The organism is Gallaecimonas mangrovi (assembly GCF_003367375.1).
GTDB classification, from domain to species: Bacteria; Pseudomonadota; Gammaproteobacteria; order Enterobacterales; family Gallaecimonadaceae; genus Gallaecimonas; species Gallaecimonas mangrovi.
The window spans coordinates 275,001-300,846 of sequence record NZ_CP031416.1; the positions used below are offsets into that span (position 1 = coordinate 275,001).

Genomic DNA, 25,846 nt, shown 5'->3' on the forward strand with positions numbered 1-25,846 from the left:
GGTTCTCCTCGAAAGCTATTTAGGTAGCGCCTCGGACGAATACCTTGGGGGTAGAGCACTGTTTGGGCTAGGGGTCATCCCGACTTACCAAACCCATGCAAACTCCGAATACCCAAGAGTACTATCCGGGAGACAGACAGCGGGTGCTAACGTCCGTTGTCAAAAGGGAAACAACCCAGACCGTCAGCTAAGGTCCCCAAGTCATAGCTAAGTGGGAAACGATGTGGAAAGGCTTAGACAGCTAGGAGGTTGGCTTAGAAGCAGCCACCCTTTAAAGAAAGCGTAATAGCTCACTAGTCGAGTCGGTCTGCGCGGAAGATGTAACGGGGCTAAGCTATGCACCGAAGCTACGGGTTCACACTATGTGTGAGCGGTAGAGGAGCGTTCTGTAAGCCGTTGAAGGTGTGTCGGGAGGCATGCTGGAGGTATCAGAAGTGCGAATGCTGACATGAGTAACGTTAATGGGGGTGAAAAACCTCCACGCCGGAAGACCAAGGGTTCCTGTCCAACGTTAATCGGGGCAGGGTGAGTCGGCTCCTAAGGCGAGGGCGAAAGCCGTAGTCGATGGGAAACAGATTAATATTTCTGTACTTCTATGCAATGCGATGGGGGGACGGAGAAGGCTAGGCAGGCATGGCGTTGGTTGTCCATGTGAAAGTGCGTAGGGAGGTAGCTTAGGTAAATCCGGGCTGCTAATTCCGAGACACGAGACGAGTGACTACGGTCACGAAGCTGTTGATGCCACGCTTCCAGGAAAAGCCTCTAAGCTTCAGTTGCATAGGAACCGTACCCCAAACCAACACTGGTGGTCAGGTAGAGAATACTAAGGCGCTTGAGAGAACTCGGGTGAAGGAACTAGGCAAAATAGTACCGTAACTTCGGGAGAAGGTACGCTCTTGATTGTGAAGGACTTGCTCCGTAAGCAGTTGAGAGTCGCAGTGACCAGATGGCTGGGACTGTTTATCAAAAACACAGCACTGTGCAAACTCGAAAGAGGACGTATACGGTGTGACACCTGCCCGGTGCCGGAAGGTTAATTGATGGGGTTAGCCGTAAGGTGAAGCTCTTGATCGAAGCCCCGGTAAACGGCGGCCGTAACTATAACGGTCCTAAGGTAGCGAAATTCCTTGTCGGGTAAGTTCCGACCTGCACGAATGGTGTAACCATGGCCATGCTGTCTCCATCCGAGACTCAGTGAAATTGAACTCGCTGTGAAGATGCAGTGTACCCGCGGCTAGACGGAAAGACCCCGTGAACCTTTACTACAGCTTGACACTGAACATTGAGCCTACATGTGTAGGATAGGTGGGAGGCTATGAAACACGTACGCCAGTATGTGTGGAGCCAACCTTGAAATACCACCCTTGTATGTTTGATGTTCTAACTTCGGTCCCTTATCGGGATTAAGGACAGTGTCTGGTGGGTAGTTTGACTGGGGCGGTCTCCTCCTAAAGCGTAACGGAGGAGCACGAAGGTTGGCTAATCCTGGTCGGACATCAGGAGGTTAGTGCAATGGCATAAGCCAGCTTAACTGCGAGACAGACACGTCGAGCAGGTACGAAAGTAGGTCATAGTGATCCGGTGGTTCTGAATGGAAGGGCCATCGCTCAACGGATAAAAGGTACTCCGGGGATAACAGGCTGATACCGCCCAAGAGTTCATATCGACGGCGGTGTTTGGCACCTCGATGTCGGCTCATCACATCCTGGGGCTGAAGTCGGTCCCAAGGGTATGGCTGTTCGCCATTTAAAGTGGTACGCGAGCTGGGTTCAGAACGTCGTGAGACAGTTCGGTCCCTATCTGCCGTGGGCGTTGGATGATTGAGAGGGGTTGCTCCTAGTACGAGAGGACCGGAGTGAACGAACCTCTGGTGTTCGGGTTGTCACGCCAGTGGCACTGCCCGGTAGCTAAGTTCGGAATTGATAACCGCTGAAAGCATCTAAGCGGGAAGCAAGCCTCGAGATGAGTCATCCCTGAGACTTCGAGTCTCCTAAAGGGTCGTTCAAGACCAGGACGTTGATAGGCTGGGTGTGTAAGCGTAGCGATACGTTGAGCTAACCAGTACTAATTGCCCGTGCGGCTTAACCATACAACACCCAAAGGGTTTTGGTGGACGCCAAGTAAGGGTGAGACCTCTTAAAAGTGTTACATCAGCTTTAATCCGAATTGATAAGTTGGCTCATTGAGCGGACTTAAATGAATTCGCCTGGCGGCAATAGCGCTGTGGAACCACCTGACTCCATTCCGAACTCAGAAGTGAAACGCAGTTGCGCCGATGGTAGTGTGGCATTCGCCATGTGAGAGTAGGTCACTGCCAGGCACCTAATATGCGTGCTGATATAGCTCAGTTGGTAGAGCGCACCCTTGGTAAGGGTGAGGTCGGCAGTTCGAATCTGCCTATCAGCACCACTAAAAAATGAAAAGCCCCGGTCAAATGACCGGGGCTTTTTCGTTAAGGGCATCTTGTATACACTAGACGCCCCTTAAAAACCGGCTTTAAGAATGCAGATCCTCACCGATGCGCCACTGATTGCTTTTAATACCTTCGGCCTTCAAGCTAGGGCTGCCAAATTGGTAGTGCTGGAGTCTGTAAACGATCTGCCCGCCATCCCCGAATTAGTTCGAAACAATCCCGCATTTTTTCCCCTTGGTGGCGGGTCTAATGTTCTTTTTGCCGAAGACTATCAAGGTCTTATTCTACAAAATGCCTTGAAAGGAAAAGTGCTTACTGAAACTGAAGATGCCTATCATCTTCGGGTAATGGGTGGCGAAAGCTGGCCACAGTTAGTGGACTGGACCTTACAAGAAGGGCTTGGTGGCCTTGAAAATCTGGCCCTCATTCCTGGCACCGCTGGTGCAGCCCCTATCCAAAATATTGGTGCTTATGGCCTTGAATTTGCAGATCGCTGTGAGTACGTCGAATACCTGGATTTAACGACGGGCGATATCCAGCAACTCAATAAAGAGGAATGCCAGTTTGGCTACCGAGACTCGGTGTTTAAACAGGCGCTGCAAGGCAAGGTATTGATCACCGCTGTTGGCCTTTATTTACCTAAGCCTTGGCAAGCCGTTTTAGCCTATGCGCCATTGTCGCAATTGCCAGAAAACAACCTCACTCCCCAGACGGTTGCTGATTGTGTTAAATCAGCTAGGCGTAGCAAATTACCTGACCCCAAGCTGCTGGGTAATGCGGGTAGCTTTTTTAAGAATCCAACATTAAGCCAGGCCGACTTTGCTGAGATCAGTCGCCAGTACAGTAATGTGCCGGGTTACCCTACCACCGAGGGCCAAGTCAAAATTGCTGCTGCTTGGCTTATTGATCAGGCCGGTTGGAAAGGTAAAAAACTAGGGGCGGCCGGTGTACACCACCAACAAGCCTTGGTGCTGGTTAACCATGGCCAGGCTAAGGCTGAAGAACTACTAAGTTTGGCCCGGCAGATCCGGGATGATGTGAAGAACAAGTTTGGCGTAACCCTGACGCCGGAAGTGCGTTTGATAGGTCAAACCGGCGAAATTTCACTTTAAAGATGGCTGTTATGAAACGATTCGATGCTGCCAATCAGCTGCTGTTAGACACGTTAGCTGACGGGCATTTTCATTCAGGCGAAGAACTTGGCGAGCAGCTTTCGTTGTCTCGTGCTTCAGTGTCAAAACGCATGGCTGAACTGCGCCGCCTGGGTTTGGATATTTTTAGTGTCAAAGGCCGTGGTTATCGGCTGCCGTATTCTATTTCGCTGTTGAACGAGAAAGGGCTGAAAGCCGGGCTGGGTGAAAAGTTACAGCTGTGGTCCGAGGTTGGTTCAACCAATGACATTGTTAAAGCCATTCGCGAGCCAGCCAATGGCGAAGTGGTCTTGGCCGAATGCCAAACCGCCGGGCGTGGCCGCCGCGGGCAACTGTGGGTTTCGCCTTTTGGTGCGCATCTTTATTTCAGTATGTTCTGGCAACTGGATAGCCGTAATGCCGCTTTGCAAGGCTTGAGCTTGGTGACGGGTGTGGCGGTAGCCAATGCGATTAACGACTTGCTGGGCGACGGCATCAGGCTTAAATGGCCAAATGACCTTTACCACAATGGCCGCAAGCTAGGTGGCATTTTGGTTGAGATGGTGGGGCAGGCGAATGGGCCGGTCAATATCATTATTGGAGTGGGCCTTAATGTGGCCATGCCGCCTGAGTCGGCCGGCCGGGTGGGGCAGCCTTGGACCGATATGCAACAGATCTACAATCGCCAGATAGATCGCACTGAGCTGGCAGTTCAGGTAATATCCCGGCTCCGGGAGGCCCTTGGACTTTTCAGCGAGCAAGGCCTAGCACCCTTTGTCGACGATTGGAATCGTCTTGACTGCTTTTGGGGCCAAGCTGTGGTGCTCAAAAATGAAAAGAGCCAGCAGGTGGGAATATGCCGGGGCATCGAGAGTGATGGTGCTTTGCTACTTGAATCTGCAGGTCAAATTAACCGCATTTATGGCGGCGAACTATCGATGAGAAGCCATGACAACGCTTTTGGTTGAGGTCGGCAATACCTATCTCAAATCTGCTTTATTGGAAAACGGCAAGCTGACTGCGCTGGGCCGTTTCTCCCACTATGAACTGATGAAAATGCCCGTGCCAGCGGGCTGCAGTGGTTTGTTGTTCGCCTCTGTTGGCCATGATCCTTTGGCGGGGCAGTTATTGCGGTTTGCGGAAGAACACAGTTTGTGGTGCCGGCAGATCAAAAGTGAAACGCAGGCGTTTGGTGTAACCAATAGCTACAGTGACCCCTTAAAGCTGGGTGTTGATCGCTGGTTAGCGATGCTCGCTGCCTACCAACATCTGCATCGTTCCTGCCTTATTCTCGACATCGGTACTGCTGCCACGGCTGACCTTATCGATGATAAGGGCCGCCACCTCGGCGGTTGGATAGCGCCAGGCTTTAAAATGATGACCGATGCTGTACTGAGCCACACTGCCAAAGTGATAGGCCTTGAGGCTACTGAAGGGGAACTGACTTTTGCCCCAGACACCGGTGCCGGTCTCTATAGCGGTTGCCGGGCCATGGTCAGCGGCTTTGTCAACGAGGCCGTTGCGCGTGTTAAAGCCGTTGCGGGGAGTGACACTCCGGTGCTGATGACCGGTGGCGGTTTGCGTTATTTACCCGAGTCGCAGCTGACGTTAGGCGAAGTGCGCCCGGAGCTGGTTTTAGAAGGTTTGGCACTATACGTGTAACCCATTGGCCAAAGTTTGCGCAGATGACAGCAAATTCAGGCAAATAGCCATCAGAAACTATTGCCCTGGCTGGTTCCTTTTCATAGAATGCGCACCACTTAATGGGCTTCTGACCGGCCCGAAGCGTGCGAACGCTCAAATCAGGACAGAATAATTCGGTGGGGTTCCCGAGTGGCCAAAGGGATCAGACTGTAAATCTGACGGCTCAGCCTTCGAAGGTTCGAATCCTTCCCCCACCACCATATTCATGGTTTGAGGTAGCCTCTCAAATAAAGGGACAGTAAGCGGGCATCGTATAATGGCTATTACCTCAGCCTTCCAAGCTGATGATGCGGGTTCGATTCCCGCTGCCCGCTCCAATTATAGTGCGCTGATATAGCTCAGTTGGTAGAGCGCACCCTTGGTAAGGGTGAGGTCGGCAGTTCGAATCTGCCTATCAGCACCACTTTTCCCTCCCTGCCTTTCAAGCCATAATATCTTTCTTGTATATGCAATTTCTAACGACAGCCGTTTGGCAGTCAAATTGTGAACCGAGGGACTATCATGTCTAAAGAAAAATTTGAGCGTACGAAACCGCACGTCAACGTAGGTACCATCGGTCACGTTGACCACGGTAAAACCACTCTGACCGCAGCCATCACCACCGTACTGTCTAAAACTTACGGCGGTAGCGCTAAAGCGTTCGACCAAATCGACAACGCGCCGGAAGAGAAAGCACGTGGTATCACCATTTCTACTTCTCACGTAGAGTACGACACCCCGACTCGCCACTACGCGCACGTTGACTGCCCCGGCCACGCCGACTACGTGAAAAACATGATCACCGGTGCTGCTCAGATGGACGGCGCTATTCTGGTAGTAGCGGCCACTGACGGCCCGATGCCACAGACTCGTGAGCACATCCTGCTGGGTCGCCAGGTAGGCGTACCGTACATCATCGTGTTCATGAACAAATGTGACATGGTAGATGACGAAGAGCTGCAAGAGCTGGTTGAAATGGAAGTACGTGAACTGCTGAGCCAGTACGACTTCCCAGGTGACGACCTGCCGGTGATCAAAGGTTCTGCTCTGAAAGCGCTGGAAGGCGATGCAGAGTGGGAAAAGAAAATCATTGAGCTGGGCGAAGCCCTGGATACCTACATCCCAGAGCCAGAGCGTGCCATTGACAAGCCGTTCATCCTGCCAGTAGAAGACGTGTTCTCCATCTCAGGCCGAGGTACCGTAGTGACCGGTCGTGTAGAGCAGGGCATTATCAAGGTTGGTGAAGAAGTGGAGATCGTGGGTATCAACGCGACCACTAAAACCACCTGTACTGGTGTAGAAATGTTCCGCAAATTGCTGGACGAAGGCCGTGCCGGTGAGAACGTAGGTGTTCTGCTGCGTGGTACTAAGCGTGATGAAGTAGAGCGCGGTCAAGTACTGTGTAAGCCTGGTTCAATCAAGCCGCACACCAAGTTCGAATCAGAAGTGTACGTGCTGAGCAAAGAAGAAGGTGGTCGTCATACTCCGTTCTTCAAAGGTTACCGTCCGCAGTTCTACTTCCGTACAACTGACGTAACCGGCACCATCGAACTGCCAGAAGGCGTAGAGATGGTAATGCCAGGCGACAACATCCAGATGGTAGTAGAGCTGATTGCTCCTATCGCGATGGATGAAGGTCTGCGTTTCGCCATCCGCGAAGGTGGCCGTACCGTAGGCGCTGGCGTAGTAGCCAAAATCCTTGCCTAAGTGCAGTGATTGCTAGAAAACAGGGCGCCTCGGCGCCCTGTTTTTCTGAGTACGCAAAAAATATCCTCCACTGCCTAAAGATCCCACAAGAAATGTTGCAGACATTCTGGTAGTATCGGCAGCTCGCTTCCGTAAGGTCGCAATCTAACAGGAACGGCAGGGGACATAAGCAGTAAGGCGTTAGTATCAGACGCCCGAAGAGTTCCAATATCATTCTTCGTTGTCACCTGCTGCCGGGTGATCCACCAAAGAGTGGAATCGAATCGACGAACATTGACTAGGTTGGTCATGATGAGTGTGAATACTGAACATCAACAGCAGCCCAAAAGCGCCCTCGACGTGGTTTTGTGGCTCTTGGTAATTGTCTTGTTGGCGGGCCTGGTAGCCGCGAACGTAGTTTATGGCCAAGGCATCTCTACTTTGGTCCGTGCCATCGTTGGTGTTGCTGTTTTTGCCGTTGCCATTGGTCTGGTTTCTATGACCAATAAAGGTAAACAGGCGCTGGCCTTTGCCAAAGAATCTCGTACCGAAGTACGTAAAGTGGTTTGGCCGACTCGCCAAGAGACGGTTCATACGACTTTGATCATCATGGCAGCCGTTGCCATTATGGGTCTGCTGCTTTGGGCTATGGACGGTATTTTGGTCCGTGTGATTGGTTGGTTTACAGGTTTGAGGGTCTGACTTCATGTCTGAACAGAAAAAACGTTGGTATGTCGTTCAGGCCTTTTCAGGCTTTGAATCACGCGTAGCCCAGTCGCTGCGCGAACATATTAAAATGCATGGCATGGAAGAGCACTTCGGTGAGGTATTAGTCCCTACTGAAGAAGTGGTAGAAATGCGCGCTGGGCAAAAGCGTAAGTCCGAGCGTAAATTCTTCCCTGGTTATGTGTTAGTCAACATGGCTATGAACGATGAGTCTTGGCACTTGGTTCGTTCCATTCCTCGCGTTATGGGCTTTATCGGTGGAACCTCCGATCGTCCAGCGCCAATTTCAGACAAAGAAGCCGACGCTATTCTCAATCGTCTGCAGGAAGCTGTCGACAAGCCACGCCACAAAACCTTGTTCGAGCCTGGTGAAGTGGTGCGGGTTACTGACGGCCCATTTGCCGACTTCAACGGTACCGTTGAAGAGGTCGATTACGAGAAGAACCGCCTGAAAGTATCCGTCATGATCTTTGGTCGTTCTACGCCGGTTGAGCTGGATTTCGGCCAAGTCGAAAAAGGCTAACGCACGAAAATTCGCCAACAAGCTTGGCAGGGGCAGCGAGATTCAGTAGAATTCGCTGCCCTAATTTTTTAGGGATCCTAACGGGGAGCCTTTTTAAAGGCGCTTGAACCCACTTAACGAGGTATATCATGGCTAAGAAAGTACAAGCCTATATCAAGCTGCAAGTATCAGCTGGTATGGCTAACCCGAGCCCGCCGATTGGTCCTGCTCTGGGTCAGCATGGCGTGAACATCATGGAATTCTGTAAAGGTTTTAACGCCCGTACCGAATCTATGGAAAAAGGCATGCCGCTGCCTGTGGTCATCACTGTATACAATGACCGCTCCTTCACTTTCATCACCAAAACCCCGCCTGCTAGCTTCTTGCTGAAGAAAGCTGCTGGTATCAAAAGTGGCTCTAAAAAGCCGCACGTTGATAAAGTGGGCAAGGTTACCCGCACTCAGCTGGAAGATATTGCCAAGCTGAAAGAGCCGGATCTGACCGCTGCTGATTTGGACGCCGCTGTGCGTACCATCGCCGGTTCTGCCCGTTCCATGGGCCTGGTTGTGGAGGATTAATAGATGGCTAAGCTGACCAAGCGTATGCGTCTCATCCGTGAGAAAGTTAACGCCACCCAAGACTACGCAATCAATGAAGCTGTTGCCCTGCTCAAAGAGCTGGCTAACGCCAAATTCGTTGAAAGCATCGACGTTGCCGTGAACCTGGGCATCGACGCACGTAAATCCGACCAGAACGTACGTGGCGCCACTGTGCTGCCCCACGGTACTGGCCGTAGCGTTCGCGTTGCTGTGTTCACTCAAGGTGCCAACGCTGAAGCTGCTAAAGAAGCAGGCGCTGACATCGTAGGTATGGAAGACCTGGCCGAGCAAGTTAAAGCTGGCCAAATGGACTTTGATGTGGTTATCGCTTCCCCTGACGCCATGCGCGTTGTGGGTATGCTGGGCCAGATCCTGGGTCCCCGTGGTCTGATGCCTAACCCGAAAGTTGGTACTGTAACGCCTAACGTTGCTGAAGCGGTTAAAAACGCCAAAGCTGGTCAGGTTCGTTACCGTAACGACAAAAACGGCATCGTGCATACCACCATTGGTAAGGCCGATTTCGAAGATGGCAAGCTGAAAGAAAACCTTGAAGCATTGCTGGCTGCTCTGAAGAAAGCAAAACCTGCTACTTCTAAAGGTCAGTTCATTAAGAAAATCAGCCTGTCCACCACCATGGGCGCTGGTGTTTCTATCGATCAAAGCACTCTGGAAGTTCAATAATCCAGAACCGCTTTGAGAGAGATTGGCGAAAGCGTCAGCAGGTGTTATACTCTGGCGCTTTCGCATGGGTCGACGCTCAATTATTGGGCGTTCGTCCAAGACCGTAGGAGCCCTCGGGCTTAAAAATATCCTACGCAGACGGTGTAGGCCCTAAGAGATTTTTCTCTCTTGGATGCTGTCACCGTAAGGTTGTCCGACGTTGTCGGGCATGTATTACTACCGGTTTGACCGGTTAAATCCAGGAGTAAGCCAATGGCATTAAGACTCGACGACAAAAAAGCAATTGTTGCTGAAGTCAACGAAGCTGCCAAAGGCGCGCTTTCTGCAGTTGTAGCCGATTCACGCGGCGTAACTGTAGCGGCAATGACTCAGCTGCGTGCGACTGCCCGTTCTCAGGGTATTTTCGTGAAGGTTGTTCGTAACACCCTCGCGCGTCGTGCAGTAGAAGGTACTGATTACTCAGTACTGTCTGACGTTTTTGTTGGCCCAACTTTGATCGCTTTCTCTAACGAGCACCCCGGTGCCGCGGCACGTCTTTTCAAAGACTTCGCCAAAGAGAACGACAAGTTTGAGGTAAAAGGTGCTGCCTTCAACGGGGAATTTATCCCTGCAGCAGACATTGACCGTCTCGCAAAACTGCCGACCTACGAAGAAGCTCTGGCCAAGCTGATGGCGACTATGAAAGAAGCCGCCGCTGGTAAGCTGGTTCGTACCCTGGCCGCACTGCGCGATCAAAAAGAAGCCGAAGCTGCCTAAGGGCAATTTGGCTGTAACGAATACTTCAGTAATTAGGAACTTGAGTCATGTCCGTAACTAAAGATCAAATCCTTGAAGCCGTAGCTGCCATGTCCGTAATGGAAGTGGTTGAGCTGGTTGAAGCTATGGAAGAAAAATTCGGCGTTTCTGCCGCTGCTGCTGTTGCCGTTGCTGGCGACGCTGGCGCTGCTGCTGCCGAAGAGAAAACCGAATTTGACGTAGTCCTGACTGCCGCTGGCGCCAACAAAGTTGCCTCCATCAAAGCAGTTCGTAGCGCTACCGGTCTGGGCCTGAAAGAAGCCAAAGACCTGGTTGAGTCCGCTCCGGCTACCATCAAAGAAGGCATCTCCAAAGAAGAAGCCGAAGCGCTTAAGAAAGACCTCGAAGAAGCTGGTGCTTCTGTTGAGATCAAGTAATCTAGGTCTAGATTACTGCCCTTTGCGGGGCAAAGGCTGGTGGCGTAGCGCCACCGGCCTTTTCGCGCTGTAGGAATAGGCAAAATTTCGCGTCGTTTATTTTGCCTATTCCGGCAAGACGGTCACCCGGATTGCCGCGACATAACGACGTTGCGCTGAGACTGTCCCGTCGGACATTAGTGGGTCACACTTTCGCGAGCTGAGGAACCCCATGGTGTACTCTTACACAGAGAAAAAACGCATCCGTAAGGATTTCGGTAAACGTTCACAAGTATTGGACGTCCCTTTCCTTCTTTCCATCCAGTTGGACTCTTTTACAAAGTTCATCGAGATGGACCCAGACGGTCAAAACGGCCTGGAAGCCGCTTTCCGTTCTGTATTTCCAATCAAGAGCTATTCCGGCAATGCCGAGCTCCAATACGTTAGCTATCGCCTTGGCGAGCCCGTGTTTGACGTACAGGAATGCCAAATTCGTGGCGTTACCTATGCGGCACCACTGCGGGTGAAACTGCGCTTGGTGCTGTTTGATAAAGAAGCAGCTCCTGGCACGGTAAAAGACATCCGTGAACAAGAAGTCTACATGGGTGAAATTCCCCTGATGACGGACAACGGTACCTTTGTTATCAACGGTACTGAGCGGGTTATTGTTTCTCAGCTGCACCGTTCACCCGGTGTATTCTTCGATCACGATCGTGGTAAGACCCACTCTTCCGGTAAGGTCCTCTACAACGCTCGCATCATTCCTTACCGTGGTTCCTGGCTGGATTTCGAATTCGATCCCAAAGATAATCTCTTTGTGCGTATCGACCGTCGCCGTAAGCTGCCAGCTTCCATCATTTTGCGTGCCTTGGATTACAGCACCGAGGAAATTCTTGATCTGTTCTTCGAGAAGGTGACTTTCGAGATCAAGAAAGACAAGCTGATGATGACTCTGGTTCCAGAGCGTCTGCGTGGTGATACCGCCACCTTTGACATCAAGGATGTTAAAGGTGAGGTGCTGGTCGAAAAAGGCCGCCGCGTAACTGCGCGTCACGTACGCCAGATGGAAAAAGACGGCATGGATAAATTGGAAGTACCAACCGATTACATTATCGGTAAGGTACTGGCCAAAGACTATGTCGACGAAACCAGTGGTGAAGTGATTGCTGCCGCTAACCAGGAACTGTCCCTGGATTTGCTGGCGAAGCTGTCTCAAGCTGGCTTCAAGGCCGTTGAAACTCTGTATTTCAACGACCTGGACCACGGCGCCTACATGTCTGAAACCGTGCGTGTTGACTCTACTAATAGCCGCCTTGAAGCGCTGGTTGAGATCTACCGCATGATGCGTCCTGGTGAGCCGCCAACCCGCGAAGCTGCCGAGGCACTGTTCAACAACCTGTTCTTCTCTGATGACCGTTACGATCTGTCCACTGTTGGCCGGATGAAGTTCAACCGTCGTGTTGGCCGTGACACCATCGAAGGTTCAGGGGTTCTGGACAACCAAGACATTATTGATGTCATGAAAACCCTTATCGAGATCCGTAACGGTCGCGGTGAAGTGGATGACATCGACCACCTGGGTAACCGTCGTATTCGCTCTGTAGGCGAAATGGCCGAGAACCAGTTCCGTGTTGGCCTGGTGCGTGTAGAACGCGCCGTTCGTGAGCGTTTGTCTCTGGGCGACATGGATGGCTTGATGCCGCAAGACCTTATTAACGCCAAGCCTATTAGCGCGGCCGTTAAAGAGTTCTTCGGTTCCAGCCAGCTGTCTCAGTTCATGGACCAAAACAACCCGCTGTCCGAGGTAACTCACAAGCGTCGTATTTCGGCTCTTGGCCCAGGCGGTTTGACCCGTGAACGTGCCGGCTTTGAGGTTCGAGACGTACACCCGACTCACTACGGTCGTCTGTGTCCTATCGAAACCCCTGAAGGTCCGAACATCGGTCTGATTAACTCACTGTCCAGCTTCGCGCGCACCAACGAGTATGGTTTCCTCGAAACCCCGTACCGTAAGGTGGTTGATGGCCAGGTAACCGACGATGTCGAATACCTGTCTGCAATCGAAGAAGGTCAGTATGTGGTGGCCCAGGCTAATGCTGCCGTAGACGAAAATAACCGTCTGCTGGACGAGCTGGTACCTTGCCGTCATAAAGGTGAATCAACCTACATGAATGCAAGCGACATTCAGCTGATGGACGTAAGTCCGCAGCAGATCGTGTCGGTTGCAGCGGCGTTGATCCCCTTCCTTGAACACGATGATGCTAACCGCGCCTTGATGGGCTCGAACATGCAACGTCAGGCGGTTCCGACTCTGCGCGCTGATAAGCCGCTGGTTGGTACCGGTATGGAGCGTACCCTGGCGGTTGACTCCGGCGTTTGTGTGGTTGCTAAGCGTGGCGGCTCCATCGACTATGTCGATGCTTCCCGCATCGTGGTTAAGGTTAATGAAGATGAAATGCTGCCAGGCGAAGCCGGCATCGACATCTACAACCTGATTAAGTACACCCGTTCCAACCAAAACACCTGCATCAACCAGAAGCCGGTGTGTAACGTGGGCGACCCCATTGTTCGTGGCGACGTGCTGGCTGACGGCCCGTCTACCGACTTGGGTGACCTGGCTCTTGGCCAGAACATGCGCGTCGCGTTCATGCCTTGGAACGGTTACAACTTCGAGGACTCCATCCTTATTTCCGAGCGCGTGGTGCAAGAAGATCGCTTCACCACCATCCACATTCAGGAACTGTCCTGTGTGGCTCGCGATACCAAGTTGGGGCCAGAAGAGATTACTGCTGACATCCCGAACGTGGGTGAGTCTGCGCTGTCCAAGCTTGACGAATCCGGTATCGTTTATATCGGTGCCGAAGTGAAGCCTGGTGACATCCTGGTTGGTAAGGTAACGCCTAAAGGTGAAACCCAACTGACTCCGGAAGAAAAGCTGCTGCGCGCCATCTTCGGTGAGAAAGCGTCTGACGTTAAAGACACCTCCTTACGTGTACCGGGTTCTACCTTCGGTACCGTTATCGATGTGCAGGTGTTTACCCGTGACGGCGTCGAAAAAGACAAACGCGCTCTTGAAATCGAAGAGATGCAACTCAAGCAGGCCAAAAAAGACCTGACCGAAGAGTTCCAGATCCTTGAAGCCGGTATCTATGACCGTGCCAAGAACCTGCTGCTGTCTTCCGGTTTCGACGAAGCCAAAGTTGCCAAGCTTGAGAAAGCCAAATTGCTGGAACAGTCCATTGATGACGAAGCCAAGCAAGTTGAGCTGGAAAAGATTGCTGAGCAGCTGGTTGAGATCAAAGCCGACTTCGATAAGAAGTTCGAAGCTAAACGCGCCAAGATCATCCAAGGTGATGACCTGGCTCCGGGTGTGCTGAAGATCGTTAAGGTTTACCTGGCCGTTAAACGCCGCGTACAGCCTGGTGACAAGATGGCCGGTCGTCACGGTAACAAAGGTGTTATTTCCACCATTGTTCCTGTTGAAGACATGCCGTACGACGAAAACGGTAACCCCGTTGATATCGTGCTGAACCCGCTAGGCGTACCGTCGCGGATGAACATCGGTCAGATCCTCGAGACTCACTTGGGGATGGCTGCTAAAGGTGTTGGTGAGCGCATCAATGAAATGCTGCAAGAGCAGCGTGAAATTGCTGAACTGCGCGAATTCCTGAAAAAGGTATATGCCCTTGGCAACTACCGTCAGGAAGTGGACATCGACAGCTTCAGCGATGACGAAGTCATTCGTTTAGCCAAGCACCTTAAAGGTGGTGTACCAATTGCTACCCCAGTATTTGATGGCTGTGCTGAAAGCACCATTAAAGACATGCTGGAGCTGGCTGGTTTACCCCGTTCTGGTCAGATCAAACTTCACGACGGTCGTACCGGTAATGAGTTTGAGCGTGCGGTAACCGTGGGTTACATGTACATGCTGAAACTGAACCACTTGGTTGACGACAAAATGCACGCCCGTTCCACCGGTTCTTACAGCCTGGTTACTCAGCAACCGCTGGGTGGTAAGGCACAGTTCGGTGGTCAGCGGTTCGGTGAGATGGAAGTCTGGGCTCTGGAAGCCTACGGCGCCGCCTACACCCTGCAGGAAATGCTCACCGTCAAGTCGGACGATGTGAACGGCCGTACCAAGATGTACAAAAACATCGTGGATGGCGACTACTCCATGGAGCCGGGCATGCCCGAGTCCTTCAACGTATTGCTGAAGGAAATCCGCTCTTTGGGTATTAACATCGAGCTGGACGAAGAGTAAGCCGCAAGGCCGAAGTGAATCGAGATTTGGGGGCGGCGTTCGCGTCGCCCCGCAGGGTTTAACTCCGATAGGAGAAAAGCGTGAAAGACTTACTCAAGTTTTTGAAACAGCAGAACAAGACTGAAGAATTTGATGCTATTCGCATCGGTCTTGCGTCTCCTGACATGATTCGCTCTTGGTCTTACGGCGAAGTCAAAAAGCCTGAGACCATTAACTACCGTACCTTCAAGCCGGAGCGTGACGGTCTTTTCTGTGCGCGTATCTTCGGGCCAGTTAAAGACTATGAATGTCTGTGCGGTAAGTACAAACGCCTGAAACACCGTGGCGTTATCTGTGAAAAATGTGGTGTTGAAGTCACTCTGACCAAAGTGCGCCGTGAGCGCATGGGTCACATCGAGCTGGCTAGCCCCGTTGCTCACATCTGGTTCCTTAAGTCCCTGCCGTCCCGTATCGGTCTGCTGCTGGACATGACCCTGCGTGATATCGAGCGTGTGCTTTATTTCGAAAGCTACGTTGTTATTGAGCCGGGCATGACCAACCTCGAACGTAGCTCCATGCTGACTGAAGATCAGTATCTGGATGCACTCGAGCAGTGGGGCGACGAGTTTGACGCCCGCATGGGTGCCGAAGCGGTGCAGGAGCTTCTGAAGCGTATCGAACTCGAAAAAGAAATCGAGCAGATGCGTGAAGAGCTGCCTTCTATTAACTCCGAGACCCGTCGCAAGAAAGTGACCAAGCGTCTGAAGTTGATGGAAGCCTTCTTTAAATCCGGCAACAAGCCGGAATGGATGATCATGGCTGTACTGCCTGTGTTGCCGCCGGACCTGCGTCCGTTGGTACCGCTGGACGGTGGCCGTTTCGCAACTTCAGATCTGAACGATCTGTATCGCCGCGTGATCAACCGTAACAACCGTCTCAAACGTCTGCTGGATCTGGCTGCGCCGGATATTATCGTGCGTAACGAAAAGCGGATGCTACAAGAAGCGGTTGATGCCCTGCTGGATAACGGCCGTCGTGGTCGTGCTATCACCGGTTCTAACCGCCGTCCGCTGAAATCCCTTGCCGATATGATCAAGGGTAAGCAAGGTCGGTTCCGTCAGAACTTGCTGGGTAAACGTGTCGACTACTCTGGTCGTTCCGTTATCACCGTAGGTCCGACTCTGCGTCTGCATCAGTGCGGCTTGCCGAAGAAAATGGCCCTTGAGCTGTTCAAGCCTTTCATCTACGGCAAACTTGAAGGTCGTGGCCTGGCTACTACCATCAAAGCGGCCAAGAAAATGGTTGAGCGTGAAGTGGCCGAGGTGTGGGACGTTCTGGATGAAGTGATCCGCGAACATCCCGTTATGCTGAACCGTGCACCCACTCTGCACCGTTTGGGTATTCAGGCATTCGAACCGGTACTGATTGAAGGTAAGGCCATTCAGCTGCACCCGCTGGTCTGTGCTGCCTATAACGCTGACTTCGATGGTGACCAAATGGCGGTACACGTACCGCTGACTCTGGAAGCCCAGCTCGAAGCCCGCGCGCTGATGATGTCGACCAACAACATCCTGTCTCCTGCCAACGGTGAACCTATCATCGTGCCTTCTCAGGACGTTGTATTGGGCCTGTACTACATGAGCCGTGAGCGCATCAATGCCAAAGGTGAAGGCATGGTGCTGCGTGGTCCTAAGGAAGCCGAGAAACTCTATCGCGCTGGCCTGGCTGACCTGCATGCTCGCGTTAAAGTGCGCATCAGCCACTGGGTTGAAGATGGCAACGGCGGTTACAACGAAGATATTCGTTTGACCGACACCACCATCGGCCGTGCCATTCTGAGCTTGATCCAGCCAAAAGGTATGCCTTTTGAGCTGTTCAACCAGAACATGGGTAAAAAGCAAATTTCTCGCTTGCTGAACGCCTGTTACCGTCGTCTGGGTCTGAAAGATACCGTTATCTTTGCTGACCAGCTGATGTACACCGGTTTCCACTACGCCACCTTGGCGGGTGCTTCCGTGGGTATCGACGACATGGTTATCCCAGACGCTAAAGCGGCCATCATCAGCGAAGCTGAGGCCGAAGTAGCCGAGATCCAAGAGCAGTTTGCTTCTGGTCTGGTAACCGCTGGCGAGCGTTACAACAAAGTAATCGATATCTGGTCAACCGCGAACGAGCGCGTTTCCAAAGCCATGATGAGCAACCTCTCTACTGAAGAAGTAGAGAACCGCGAAGGCAAAATGGAAACCCAAGCGTCCTTCAACTCCATCTACATGATGGCGGACTCTGGTGCTCGGGGTAGTGCGGCGCAGATCCGTCAGTTGGCGGGTATGCGTGGTCTGATGGCCAAGCCTGATGGCTCCATCATCGAAACGCCGATCACCGCGAACTTCCGTGAAGGTCTGAACGTACTGCAGTACTTCATCTCCACGCACGGTGCGCGTAAAGGTCTGGCCGATACCGCACTGAAAACCGCAAACTCCGGTTACCTGACTCGTCGTCTGGTTGACGTGGCGCAAGATTTGGTTATTACCGAATCTGACTGTGGCACCCATGAAGGTCTGTGGATGAGTCCGCTGATCGAAGGTGGTGACGTTGTTGAACCGCTGCGTGAGCGCGTGCTGGGTCGTGTGGTCTGTGAAGACGTGATGATGCCAGGTACTGATGAAGTACTGATGCCGCGTAACACCCTGTTGGACGAAGCCAAGGTTGATATCTTGGAAGCCAACTCTGTTGACCAGGTAAAAGTACGCTCTGTTATCACCTGTGATACCGACTTTGGTGTTTGTGCCCACTGTTACGGCCGTGACTTGGCCCGTGGCCACATCATTAACAGTGGTGAAGCCATCGGTGTTATCGCTGCGCAGTCTATCGGTGAACCCGGTACTCAGCTGACCATGCGTACCTTCCACATCGGTGGTGCGGCATCGCGGGCAACTGCTGAAAACTCAGTACAGATCAAAAACAACGGTTCCCTGAAGCTGTACAACGCCAAGTACGTTGAGAACAGCGACGGCAAACTGGTTGTGACCTCGCGTTCTACCGAGTTGACTGTAACTGACGAAAACGGCCGTGAGCGTGAGCGTTACAAACTGCCTTACGGTGCGGTGTTGTCTAAGAAAGACAACGAAGCGGTATCGGGTGGCGACATTGTCGCTAACTGGGACCCGCATACGCACCCAATCATCACCGAGGTAAAAGGTCACATTAAGTTTGTGGACATGCTCGAAGGCGTGACCATGAGCCGTCAAACCGACGAATTGACTGGCCTGTCCAGCATTGTGGTGCTGGAACCATCTCAACGCCCCAGCGCGGGTAAAGAGATGCGCCCGATGGTGAAACTGGTAGACGATAAAGGCAAAGACGTAAACATTGCTGGTACCGACATCCCGGCCCAGTACTTCTTGCCTGGTAACGCTATCGTTAACTTGGATGACGGTTCCGAAGTAAACGTGGGTGACGCCCTGGCGCGTATCCCGCAAGAAACGTCTAAGACTCGCGACATCACCGGTGGTTTGCCACGGGTTGCCGACTTGTTCGAAGCACGTCGTCCGAAAGAGCCAGCCATTTTGGCGGAAATCACCGGTACTATTTCCTTCGGTAAAGAAACCAAAGGTAAACGTCGCTTGGTGATCACCCCGGCAGAAGGTAACGCTTACGAAGAGATGATTCCGAAGTGGCGTCAGCTGAACGTGTTCGAAGGTGAACAAGTTCACCGCGGTGAAGTTATCGCCGACGGTCCGGAAGCCCCTCAGGATATCCTGCGTCTGCGTGGTATCGAAGCCGTTGCTCGTTACATCGTTAACGAAGTGCAAGACGTTTACCGTCTGCAAGGCGTTAAGATCAACGATAAGCACATCGAAACCATCGTTCGCCAGATGCTGCGTAAGTGCACCATCGTTAGCGCCGGCGATTCCGACTTCTTGGAAGGTGAAACTCAAGAAGTGGCACGGGTTAAAATTGCTAACCGCGAATTGGAAGATGCTGGCAAACAGCCTGCTTCTTTCGAACGCCAGCTGCTGGGTATCACCAAGGCCTCCTTGGCAACCGAGTCGTTCATCTCTGCGGCCTCCTTCCAGGAGACTACCCGCGTACTGACCGAAGCGGCCGTGTCCGGTAAGGCTGATGACCTGCGTGGCTTGAAAGAAAACGTTATTGTTGGCCGTCTGATCCCGGCCGGTACCGGTTACTCCTATCACCAGGACCGTAACCGTATGCGGGCTAAACCTGCAGCTGCCGAGCCGCAAATGACTGCCGATGACGCCGAAAAAGCGCTGACCGATCTGCTTAACGCCGATCTGGGTGGCGACGAATAAAAAGCGGTTAACGCAACATAAAAAAGGCCGTCCATCTACTGGACGGCCTTTGTTGTCTTGACACTTTTTTGAGCGGCATTTAGAATGCCGCGGCCCTTAATGGGGCGATTTTTCACCGTAAGAACAAAGCATCTAACCAGGAGTTAGCAAAGCTAATGGCTACAATTAACCAGCTGGTGCGCAAGCCCCGCGTCAAGAAAGTTGCTAAAAGCAACGTTCCTGCGCTGGAAGCCTGCCCCCAAAAGCGTGGTGTCTGTACTCGTGTGTACACCACCACTCCGAAGAAGCCGAACTCTGCACTGCGTAAAGTATGCCGTGTACGTTTGACCAACGGCTTCGAAGTGACTTCCTACATTGGTGGTGAAGGCCACAACCTGCAGGAGCACTCCGTTGTTCTGATCCGTGGCGGTCGTGTAAAAGACTTGCCAGGTGTGCGTTATCACACCGTTCGCGGCACCCTTGACTGTGCTGGCGTTAAAGATCGTAAGCAGGCCCGTTCTAAATACGGCGCCAAGCGGCCTAAGTCTTAATGGTTCTCCGTTAAGTAAGGCCAAGCTAAGCATTCATTAATTAGGTTTTGGGTATCCCCTGAAGCATACGGAGAATTGAGTCATGCCAAGACGTCGCGTGATCGGTCAACGCAAGATCCTGCCAGATCCGAAATTCGGATCCGAGATCATTGCCAAATTTGTAAACGTTGTGATGGTTGACGGTAAGAAGTCCATCGCCGAGAAAATCGTTTATGGTGCTCTGGACATCATGAACGACAAATCCGGTAAAGAGCACATGGAACTGTTCGAAGCCGCACTGGACAACGTTCGCCCCGCGGTAGAGGTTAAATCTCGCCGTGTTGGTGGTTCTACTTACCAGGTTCCTGTTGAAGTACGCCCTGTGCGTCGTAACACCCTGGCTATGCGCTGGCTGGTAGATGCTGCTCGTAAGCGCGGTGAAAAATCTATGGCTGCCCGTCTGGCTGGTGAACTGCTGGACGCTGCCGAAAACAAAGGTTCTGCTGTGAAGAAGCGCGAAGACGTGCATCGCATGGCAGAGGCGAACAAAGCATTCGCTCACTACCGCTGGTAATGCTGTTGTGGTCCCTGTTTGGGGCCACATATTTAACAGCATCACCATAGGTTTCTTAATTAGAGGAAAGCTATCGTGGCTCGCAAGACACCTATCGAGCGCTACCGTAATATCGGTATCAGTGCTCACATTGATGCAGGTAAAACGACCACCACCGAGCGGATCCTGTTCTACACCGGTATTTCTCACAAAATCGGTGAAGTACATGATGGCGCCGCCACCATGGACTGGATGGAGCAGGAGCAGGAGCGTGGTATCACTATCACCTCTGCTGCGACTACTGCATTCTGGAGTGGTATGGCTCAGCAATTCCCTGAGCACCGCGTCAACATCATCGATACTCCCGGACACGTTGACTTTACCATTGAGGTAGAGCGTTCCATGCGTGTTCTGGATGGTGCCGTAATGGTTTACTGCGCTGTGGGCGGTGTTCAGCCCCAGTCTGAAACCGTATGGCGTCAGGCGAACAAGTACCACGTACCCCGTATCGCCTTTGTAAACAAAATGGACCGTACCGGTGCTAACTTCCTGCGCGTTATTGAGCAAATCAAGAGCCGCTTGAAAGCTACCGCGGTACCGATCCAGCTGCCTATCGGTGCTGAAGATAACTTCAAAGGTGTTGTTGACCTTATCAAAATGAAGGCCATCAACTGGAACGAAGACGACTTCGGTGCCACCTTCACCTACGAAGATATTCCTGCAGACATGCAGGACTTGGCTGAAGAATGGCGCATGAACATGATCGAAGCCGCCGCCGAAGCCAACGAAGAGCTGATGGAAAAATACCTGGGCGGTGAAGAGCTGAACGAGGAAGAAATCAAAGCCGGTCTGCGCGAGCGCGTACTGAGCACCGATATCATCCTGTGTACTTGTGGCTCTGCGTTCAAGAACAAAGGTGTTCAGGCCATGCTCGACGCTGTTGTTGAGTTCCTGCCTGGCCCGACCGACGTTCCGCCTATTAAAGGTGAACTGCCTAACGGTGAAGCCGCTGTACGTAAGTCCAGCGACGAAGAGCCCTTCGCGGCTCTGGCGTTTAAGATTGCTACCGACCCGTTCGTTGGCTCTCTGACCTTCTTCCGCGTTTACTCCGGTGTAGTTAACTCCGGTGACGCAGTATTGAACGCCACCAAAGACAAAAAAGAGCGTATCGGCCGTATCGTGCAGATGCACTCTAACAAGCGCGAAGAAATCAAAGAAGTTCGTGCGGGCGACATCGCTGCTGGTATCGGTCTGAAAGATGTGACCACAGGTGAAACCCTGTGTGCTCTCGACAGCCCGATCATTCTGGAGCGTATGGAGTTCCCTGAGCCGGTTATCTCCGTTGCTGTTGAGCCTAAAACTAAGTCTGACCAAGAGAAGATGGGCCTGGCCCTGGGCCGTCTGGCTCAAGAAGATCCTTCCTTCCGTGTTTGGACAGACGAAGAATCAGGCCAAACCATCATCGCCGGTATGGGTGAGCTGCACCTTGAGATCCTCGTTGACCGTATGCGTCGTGAGTTCAAGGTTGAAGCCAACGTAGGTAAACCGCAGGTTTCCTACCGTGAAACCATCCGTAACAGCGTTGAGTCTGAAGGTAAGTTCGTACGTCAGTCTGGTGGTCGCGGTCAGTTCGGTCACGTATGGCTTCGTATCGAGCCTGTCGAAGAAGGCAAGGGCTACGAGTTCGTCAACGAAATCGTTGGTGGTGTGGTTCCGAAGGAATACATCCCAGCCGTTGACAAAGGTATTCAGGAACAGATGAAGAACGGTGTTCTGGCCGGCTTCCCTATCGAAGACCTGAAAGTAACCTTGTACGATGGTTCTTACCATGACGTGGACTCCAACGAGATGGCGTTTAAAATCGCTGCCTCTATGGGCTTCAAGTCCGGCTTTATGAAAGCCAGCCCTGTGCTGCTCGAACCCATCATGAAGGTGGAAATCGAAACGCCAGAGGAAAACATGGGTGATGTTATTGGCGACGTTAACCGTCGTCGTGGCATGGTTGAAGGCATGGAAGATGGCCCCTCCGGCAAAATCGTTAATGCCCAGGTTCCGCTGTCCGAAATGTTCGGCTACGCTACCGACCTGCGTTCTGCCACTCAAGGTCGTGCTTCTTACTCCATGGAGTTCTTGAAGTACCAAGAGTGCCCGAACAACATCGCCAAAGAAGTTATCGAAGCTCGCAAATCCGGCGAGTAACACATAGCGAAAAAGGGTCAGCTGAATTGGAGCTGGCCCCCTTTTACATGAAGGATTTTAGCCGTGTCTAAAGAAAAATTTGAACGTACAAAACCGCACGTCAACGTAGGTACCATCGGTCACGTTGACCACGGTAAAACCACTCTGACCGCAGCCATCACCACCGTACTGTCTAAAACTTACGGCGGTAGCGCTAAAGCGTTCGACCAAATCGACAACGCGCCGGAAGAGAAAGCACGTGGTATCACCATTTCTACTTCTCACGTAGAGTACGACACCCCGACTCGCCACTACGCGCACGTTGACTGCCCCGGCCACGCCGACTACGTGAAAAACATGATCACCGGTGCTGCTCAGATGGACGGCGCTATTCTGGTAGTAGCGGCCACTGACGGCCCGATGCCACAGACTCGTGAGCACATCCTGCTGGGTCGCCAGGTAGGCGTACCGTACATCATCGTGTTCATGAACAAATGTGACATGGTAGATGACGAAGAGCTGCAAGAGCTGGTTGAAATGGAAGTACGTGAACTGCTGAGCCAGTACGACTTCCCAGGTGACGACCTGCCGGTGATCAAAGGTTCTGCTCTGAAAGCGCTGGAAGGCGATGCAGAGTGGGAAAAGAAAATCATTGAGCTGGGCGAAGCCCTGGATACCTACATCCCAGAGCCAGAGCGTGCCATTGACAAGCCGTTCATCCTGCCAGTAGAAGACGTGTTCTCCATCTCAGGCCGAGGTACCGTAGTGACCGGTCGTGTAGAGCAGGGCATTATCAAGGTTGGTGAAGAAGTGGAGATCGTGGGTATCAACGCGACCACTAAAACCACCTGTACTGGTGTAGAAATGTTCCGCAAATTGCTGGACGAAGGCCGTGCCGGTGAGAACGTAGGTGTTCTGCTGCGTGGTACTAAGCGTGATGAAGTAGAGCGCGGTCAAGTACTGTGTAAGCCTGGTTCAATCAAGCCGCACACCAAGTTCGAATCAGAAGTGTACGTGCTGAGCAAAGAAGAAGGTGGTCGTCATACTCCGTTCTTCAAAGGTTACCGTCCGCAGTTCTACTTCCGAACAACTGACGTAACCGGCACCATCGAACTGCCAGAAGGCGTAGAGATGGTAATGCCAGGCGATAACATCCAGATGGTAGTAGAGCTAATTGCTCCAATCGCGATGGATGAAGGTCTGCGTTTCGCCATTCGCGAAGGTGGCCGTACCGTAGGCGCTGGCGTAGTAGCCAAAATCCTTGCCTAAGCGTTAGGATTGCCTAAAGAAAGGGTGCTTCGGCACCCTTTCTTTTTGCCTGTTATTTAGCGCTGTTGGATTTTTGTTCGCCGGGGTTGTTTTTATTCTACCGTTACGTATAATTGCGCAGCCTTCCATGCGAAGGTAATGCTCTTGCTGAACAGGTGAGCAATAAGTTCACCGAAAACAGCAGCCCCGATTTGGGGCTGACGGATAAGAGAATCACTTCTCCCATCTCTTAAGAGATGTGGTAGAGGTGCGTTTTATTGTCTGTTGCTCTTTAGTTCTTTTTAACGGAGTCAATTGTAATGGCTAATCAACGTATCCGTATTCGCCTTAAGGCTTTCGATCATCGTTTGATCGACCAGTCTACTGCGGAAATCGTGGAAACGGCTAAACGCACAGGTGCCCAGGTTCGCGGTCCTATTCCGCTGCCTACCCGTAAAGAGCGTTTCACTGTACTGATCTCTCCGCACGTCAACAAAGACGCGCGTGATCAATATGAGATCCGTACTCATAAGCGTCTGGTGGATATCGTAGAACCCACCGACAAGACTGTTGACGCCCTGATGCGCCTCGATTTGGCCGCTGGCGTCGACGTACAGATCAGCTTGGGCTGATCCTCTGCGTGGCAACACTCTGAACAGTCTTAGAGGTTAATAATGGCTATTGGTCTAGTCGGTAAAAAAGTCGGGATGACCCGTATCTTCACTGAAGACGGTGTATCTATTCCCGTAACCGTAATCCAAGTTGAAAGCAACCGTGTTACCCAGGTTAAAACCCTGGAAACTGACGGTTACCGCGCGCTGCAAATCACCACTGGCTCGAAAAAAGCCAACCGTGTGACTAAGCCGCAAGCGGGTCACTTTGCCAAAGCTGGCGTTGAAGCTGGCCGTGGTTTGTGGGAATTCCGTCTGGCAGACGGCGAGGGCGAAGGCCTGGAGCTGGGTGCCGAGCTGAGCTTCGATCTGTTTAACGACGTCAAGAAAGTTGACGTGACCGGTACCTCCAAAGGTAAAGGTTTTGCAGGTGCTGTTAAGCGCTGGAACTTCCGCACTCAAGACGCTACTCACGGTAACTCCTTGTCTCACCGCGTACACGGTTCTATTGGTCAAAACCAATCCCCGGGTAAGGTGTTTAAGGGCAAGAAGATGGCTGGTCACATGGGCGACGAACGTGTCACTACCCAGAACCTGGAATTGGTTCGTGTAGATGCCGAGCGCGGCCTGCTGCTGGTTAAAGGTGCTGTACCCGGCGCCACCGGTGGTGACCTCATCGTTAAACCCGCTGTGAAAGCGTAACGTCTGAGGAGATAGGTGATGGAATTGGTATTGAAAGACGCGCAAGGCGCTCTTGAAGTTTCCGAAGCTACCTTTGGGCGTGAGCTGAATGAAGCCCTGGTACACCAAGTAGTTGTGGCCTACGCCGCTGCTGCTCGTCAAGGTACCCGCGCTCAGAAGACCCGCTCAGAAGTTTCCGGCGGCGGCAAGAAGCCCTTCCGTCAGAAAGGCACTGGCCGCGCCCGTGCCGGCACCATCCGCAGCCCGATCTGGCGCTCCGGTGGTGTGAATTTTGCGGCTAAACCGCAAAATTACGAGCAGAAAGTAAACAAGAAAATGTATCGCGGCGCGATCAAAAGCATCCTGTCTGAACTGGTTCGTCAGGAGCGTTTGGTTGTTGTCGAGAACTTCGGTGTTTCTGCACCCAAGACCAAAGAACTGGTTGGCAAGCTTTCTGAGCTTGAGCTGAAGGACGTGTTGATCGTGACTCAAGAAGTCGACGAGAACCTGTTCCTGGCTGCCCGCAACCTGTACAAGGTCGACGTGCGCGACGTAGCCGGTATCGACCCGGTGTCTCTGATCGCCTTCGATAAGGTGCTGATGACCGCTGGTGCTGTGAAGCAACTCGAGGAGATGCTGGCATGATCCGTGAAGAACGCATTCTGAAAGTTATTCGCGCCCCTCACGTCTCTGAAAAGAGCACTATGGTTGCCGAGAAGTTCAACACTGTTGTTCTGAAAGTGGCTACCGACTCTACTAAAGCCGAAGTTAAGGCTGCTGTAGAGAAGCTCTTCGAAGTCGAAGTGGACGCAGTTCGCACCGTAAACGTCAAAGGCAAAACCAAACGCCACGGCGCCCGTACCGGCCGTCGCAGCGATTGGAAAAAAGCCTATGTGACCCTGAAGGCCGGTCAAGAGATCGACTTCGGCGGCGCTGAATAAG

At 52.3% G+C, this 25,846-nt stretch carries 20 protein-coding genes, 4 tRNA genes and 2 rRNA genes (1 of these 26 running past the window's edge); all 26 read left to right on the plus strand.

Annotated elements, in window-relative coordinates:
• Positions 1-2,089: ribosomal RNA gene (locus DW350_RS01265) — 23S ribosomal RNA — on the plus strand (it extends 802 nt beyond the left edge of the window).
• Positions 2,090-2,205: 116 nt separating this feature from the next.
• Positions 2,206-2,320, plus strand: a 5S ribosomal RNA gene (gene rrf / locus DW350_RS01270).
• Positions 2,321-2,333: 13 nt separating this feature from the next.
• Positions 2,334-2,409 (plus strand) — tRNA-Thr (locus DW350_RS01275).
• Between the two features lie 93 nt (positions 2,410-2,502).
• On the plus strand, positions 2,503-3,525 hold the full coding sequence (gene murB / locus DW350_RS01280; protein WP_115717122.1) for a UDP-N-acetylmuramate dehydrogenase: 1,023 nt from the start codon (positions 2,503-2,505) through the stop codon (positions 3,523-3,525).
• Positions 3,526-3,536: 11 nt separating this feature from the next.
• Positions 3,537-4,511 (plus strand): bifunctional biotin--[acetyl-CoA-carboxylase] ligase/biotin operon repressor BirA, encoded by a 975-nt coding sequence (gene birA, locus DW350_RS01285; protein WP_192954771.1) that lies wholly within the window; start codon positions 3,537-3,539, stop codon positions 4,509-4,511.
• Positions 4,492-5,205 (plus strand): type III pantothenate kinase, encoded by a 714-nt coding sequence (locus tag DW350_RS01290; RefSeq protein ID WP_115717124.1) that lies wholly within the window; start codon positions 4,492-4,494, stop codon positions 5,203-5,205. Before birA ends, DW350_RS01290 begins: the two co-directional genes overlap by 20 nt.
• 157 nt (positions 5,206-5,362) lie before the next feature.
• Positions 5,363-5,447: transfer RNA gene (locus DW350_RS01295), tRNA-Tyr, on the plus strand.
• A gap of 42 nt (positions 5,448-5,489) precedes the next feature.
• A tRNA-Gly gene (locus DW350_RS01300) sits at positions 5,490-5,564 on the plus strand.
• A 10-nt stretch (positions 5,565-5,574) separates the two neighbouring features.
• A tRNA-Thr gene (locus tag DW350_RS01305) sits at positions 5,575-5,650 on the plus strand.
• Positions 5,651-5,748: 98 nt separating this feature from the next.
• Positions 5,749-6,933, plus strand: coding sequence for an elongation factor Tu (tuf, locus tag DW350_RS01310; protein WP_115717125.1), 1,185 nt, complete (start codon positions 5,749-5,751; stop codon positions 6,931-6,933).
• Positions 6,934-7,224: 291 nt separating this feature from the next.
• Positions 7,225-7,614 (plus strand): preprotein translocase subunit SecE, encoded by a 390-nt coding sequence (secE, locus tag DW350_RS01315; RefSeq protein ID WP_115717126.1) that lies wholly within the window; start codon positions 7,225-7,227, stop codon positions 7,612-7,614.
• A gap of 4 nt (positions 7,615-7,618) precedes the next feature.
• Positions 7,619-8,161, plus strand: a complete 543-nt coding sequence (gene nusG / locus DW350_RS01320; protein WP_115717127.1) for a transcription termination/antitermination protein NusG — start codon at positions 7,619-7,621, stop codon at positions 8,159-8,161.
• Positions 8,162-8,289: 128 nt separating this feature from the next.
• On the plus strand, positions 8,290-8,718 hold the full coding sequence (rplK, locus tag DW350_RS01325) for a 50S ribosomal protein L11 (RefSeq protein ID WP_115717128.1): 429 nt from the start codon (positions 8,290-8,292) through the stop codon (positions 8,716-8,718).
• 3 nt (positions 8,719-8,721) lie between these two features.
• Positions 8,722-9,420, plus strand: coding sequence for a 50S ribosomal protein L1 (rplA, locus tag DW350_RS01330; RefSeq protein WP_115717129.1), 699 nt, complete (start codon positions 8,722-8,724; stop codon positions 9,418-9,420).
• Between the two features lie 252 nt (positions 9,421-9,672).
• A complete protein-coding gene (gene rplJ / locus DW350_RS01335) occupies positions 9,673-10,176 on the plus strand; it encodes a 50S ribosomal protein L10 (RefSeq protein WP_115717130.1) in 504 nt (167 codons plus the stop codon).
• Positions 10,177-10,223: 47 nt separating this feature from the next.
• Positions 10,224-10,592 (plus strand): 50S ribosomal protein L7/L12, encoded by a 369-nt coding sequence (gene rplL / locus DW350_RS01340; protein WP_115717131.1) that lies wholly within the window; start codon positions 10,224-10,226, stop codon positions 10,590-10,592.
• A gap of 211 nt (positions 10,593-10,803) precedes the next feature.
• A complete protein-coding gene (rpoB, locus tag DW350_RS01345; RefSeq protein ID WP_115717132.1) occupies positions 10,804-14,832 on the plus strand; it encodes a DNA-directed RNA polymerase subunit beta in 4,029 nt (1,342 codons plus the stop codon).
• Positions 14,833-14,912: 80 nt separating this feature from the next.
• Entirely contained in the window at positions 14,913-19,124 is a 4,212-nt protein-coding gene (gene rpoC, locus DW350_RS01350; RefSeq protein WP_115717133.1) for a DNA-directed RNA polymerase subunit beta', read from the plus strand.
• 155 nt (positions 19,125-19,279) lie between these two features.
• Positions 19,280-19,654, plus strand: a complete 375-nt coding sequence (rpsL, locus tag DW350_RS01355; protein ID WP_008486781.1) for a 30S ribosomal protein S12 — start codon at positions 19,280-19,282, stop codon at positions 19,652-19,654.
• 82 nt (positions 19,655-19,736) lie between these two features.
• Positions 19,737-20,207, plus strand: coding sequence for a 30S ribosomal protein S7 (rpsG, locus tag DW350_RS01360; protein ID WP_115717134.1), 471 nt, complete (start codon positions 19,737-19,739; stop codon positions 20,205-20,207).
• Positions 20,208-20,282: 75 nt separating this feature from the next.
• Positions 20,283-22,385 (plus strand): elongation factor G, encoded by a 2,103-nt coding sequence (fusA, locus tag DW350_RS01365; RefSeq protein ID WP_115717135.1) that lies wholly within the window; start codon positions 20,283-20,285, stop codon positions 22,383-22,385.
• A gap of 63 nt (positions 22,386-22,448) precedes the next feature.
• Entirely contained in the window at positions 22,449-23,633 is a 1,185-nt protein-coding gene (gene tuf / locus DW350_RS01370) for an elongation factor Tu (RefSeq protein ID WP_115717125.1), read from the plus strand.
• Positions 23,634-23,932: 299 nt separating this feature from the next.
• The gene (rpsJ, locus tag DW350_RS01375) at positions 23,933-24,244 is read left to right on the plus strand and encodes a 30S ribosomal protein S10 (protein WP_008486823.1); all 312 of its coding nucleotides are present in this window, start codon (positions 23,933-23,935) and stop codon (positions 24,242-24,244) included.
• 42 nt (positions 24,245-24,286) lie between these two features.
• Positions 24,287-24,925 (plus strand): 50S ribosomal protein L3, encoded by a 639-nt coding sequence (rplC, locus tag DW350_RS01380; RefSeq protein ID WP_115717136.1) that lies wholly within the window; start codon positions 24,287-24,289, stop codon positions 24,923-24,925.
• A gap of 18 nt (positions 24,926-24,943) precedes the next feature.
• Positions 24,944-25,549 carry a 50S ribosomal protein L4 gene (gene rplD, locus DW350_RS01385; protein ID WP_115717137.1) on the plus strand — a complete coding sequence of 202 codons (606 nt, stop codon included), beginning with the start codon at positions 24,944-24,946 and terminating at the stop codon, positions 25,547-25,549.
• On the plus strand, positions 25,546-25,845 hold the full coding sequence (gene rplW / locus DW350_RS01390) for a 50S ribosomal protein L23 (RefSeq protein WP_115717138.1): 300 nt from the start codon (positions 25,546-25,548) through the stop codon (positions 25,843-25,845). The genes rplD and rplW overlap by 4 nt, the downstream gene beginning before the upstream one ends.
• The last annotated feature ends 1 nt before the right edge of the window (position 25,846 follow it).

What these genes read in the sequence shown, in the direction of transcription:
- murB (WP_115717122.1), top strand. Translation starts at nt 2,503, where the DNA reads ATGCAGATCCTCACCGATGCGCCACTGATTGCTTTTAATACCTTCGGC.
- birA (WP_192954771.1), top strand. Translation starts at nt 3,537, where the DNA reads ATGAAACGATTCGATGCTGCCAATCAGCTGCTGTTAGACACGTTAGCT.
- DW350_RS01290 (WP_115717124.1), top strand. Translation starts at nt 4,492, where the DNA reads ATGACAACGCTTTTGGTTGAGGTCGGCAATACCTATCTCAAATCTGCT.
- tuf (WP_115717125.1), top strand. Translation starts at nt 5,749, where the DNA reads ATGTCTAAAGAAAAATTTGAGCGTACGAAACCGCACGTCAACGTAGGT.
- secE (WP_115717126.1), top strand. Translation starts at nt 7,225, where the DNA reads ATGAGTGTGAATACTGAACATCAACAGCAGCCCAAAAGCGCCCTCGAC.
- nusG (WP_115717127.1), top strand. Translation starts at nt 7,619, where the DNA reads ATGTCTGAACAGAAAAAACGTTGGTATGTCGTTCAGGCCTTTTCAGGC.
- rplK (WP_115717128.1), top strand. Translation starts at nt 8,290, where the DNA reads ATGGCTAAGAAAGTACAAGCCTATATCAAGCTGCAAGTATCAGCTGGT.
- rplA (WP_115717129.1), top strand. Translation starts at nt 8,722, where the DNA reads ATGGCTAAGCTGACCAAGCGTATGCGTCTCATCCGTGAGAAAGTTAAC.
- rplJ (WP_115717130.1), top strand. Translation starts at nt 9,673, where the DNA reads ATGGCATTAAGACTCGACGACAAAAAAGCAATTGTTGCTGAAGTCAAC.
- rplL (WP_115717131.1), top strand. Translation starts at nt 10,224, where the DNA reads ATGTCCGTAACTAAAGATCAAATCCTTGAAGCCGTAGCTGCCATGTCC.
- rpoB (WP_115717132.1), top strand. Translation starts at nt 10,804, where the DNA reads ATGGTGTACTCTTACACAGAGAAAAAACGCATCCGTAAGGATTTCGGT.
- rpsL (WP_008486781.1), top strand. Translation starts at nt 19,280, where the DNA reads ATGGCTACAATTAACCAGCTGGTGCGCAAGCCCCGCGTCAAGAAAGTT.
- rpsG (WP_115717134.1), top strand. Translation starts at nt 19,737, where the DNA reads ATGCCAAGACGTCGCGTGATCGGTCAACGCAAGATCCTGCCAGATCCG.
- rpsJ (WP_008486823.1), top strand. Translation starts at nt 23,933, where the DNA reads ATGGCTAATCAACGTATCCGTATTCGCCTTAAGGCTTTCGATCATCGT.
- rplC (WP_115717136.1), top strand. Translation starts at nt 24,287, where the DNA reads ATGGCTATTGGTCTAGTCGGTAAAAAAGTCGGGATGACCCGTATCTTC.
- rplD (WP_115717137.1), top strand. Translation starts at nt 24,944, where the DNA reads ATGGAATTGGTATTGAAAGACGCGCAAGGCGCTCTTGAAGTTTCCGAA.
- rplW (WP_115717138.1), top strand. Translation starts at nt 25,546, where the DNA reads ATGATCCGTGAAGAACGCATTCTGAAAGTTATTCGCGCCCCTCACGTC.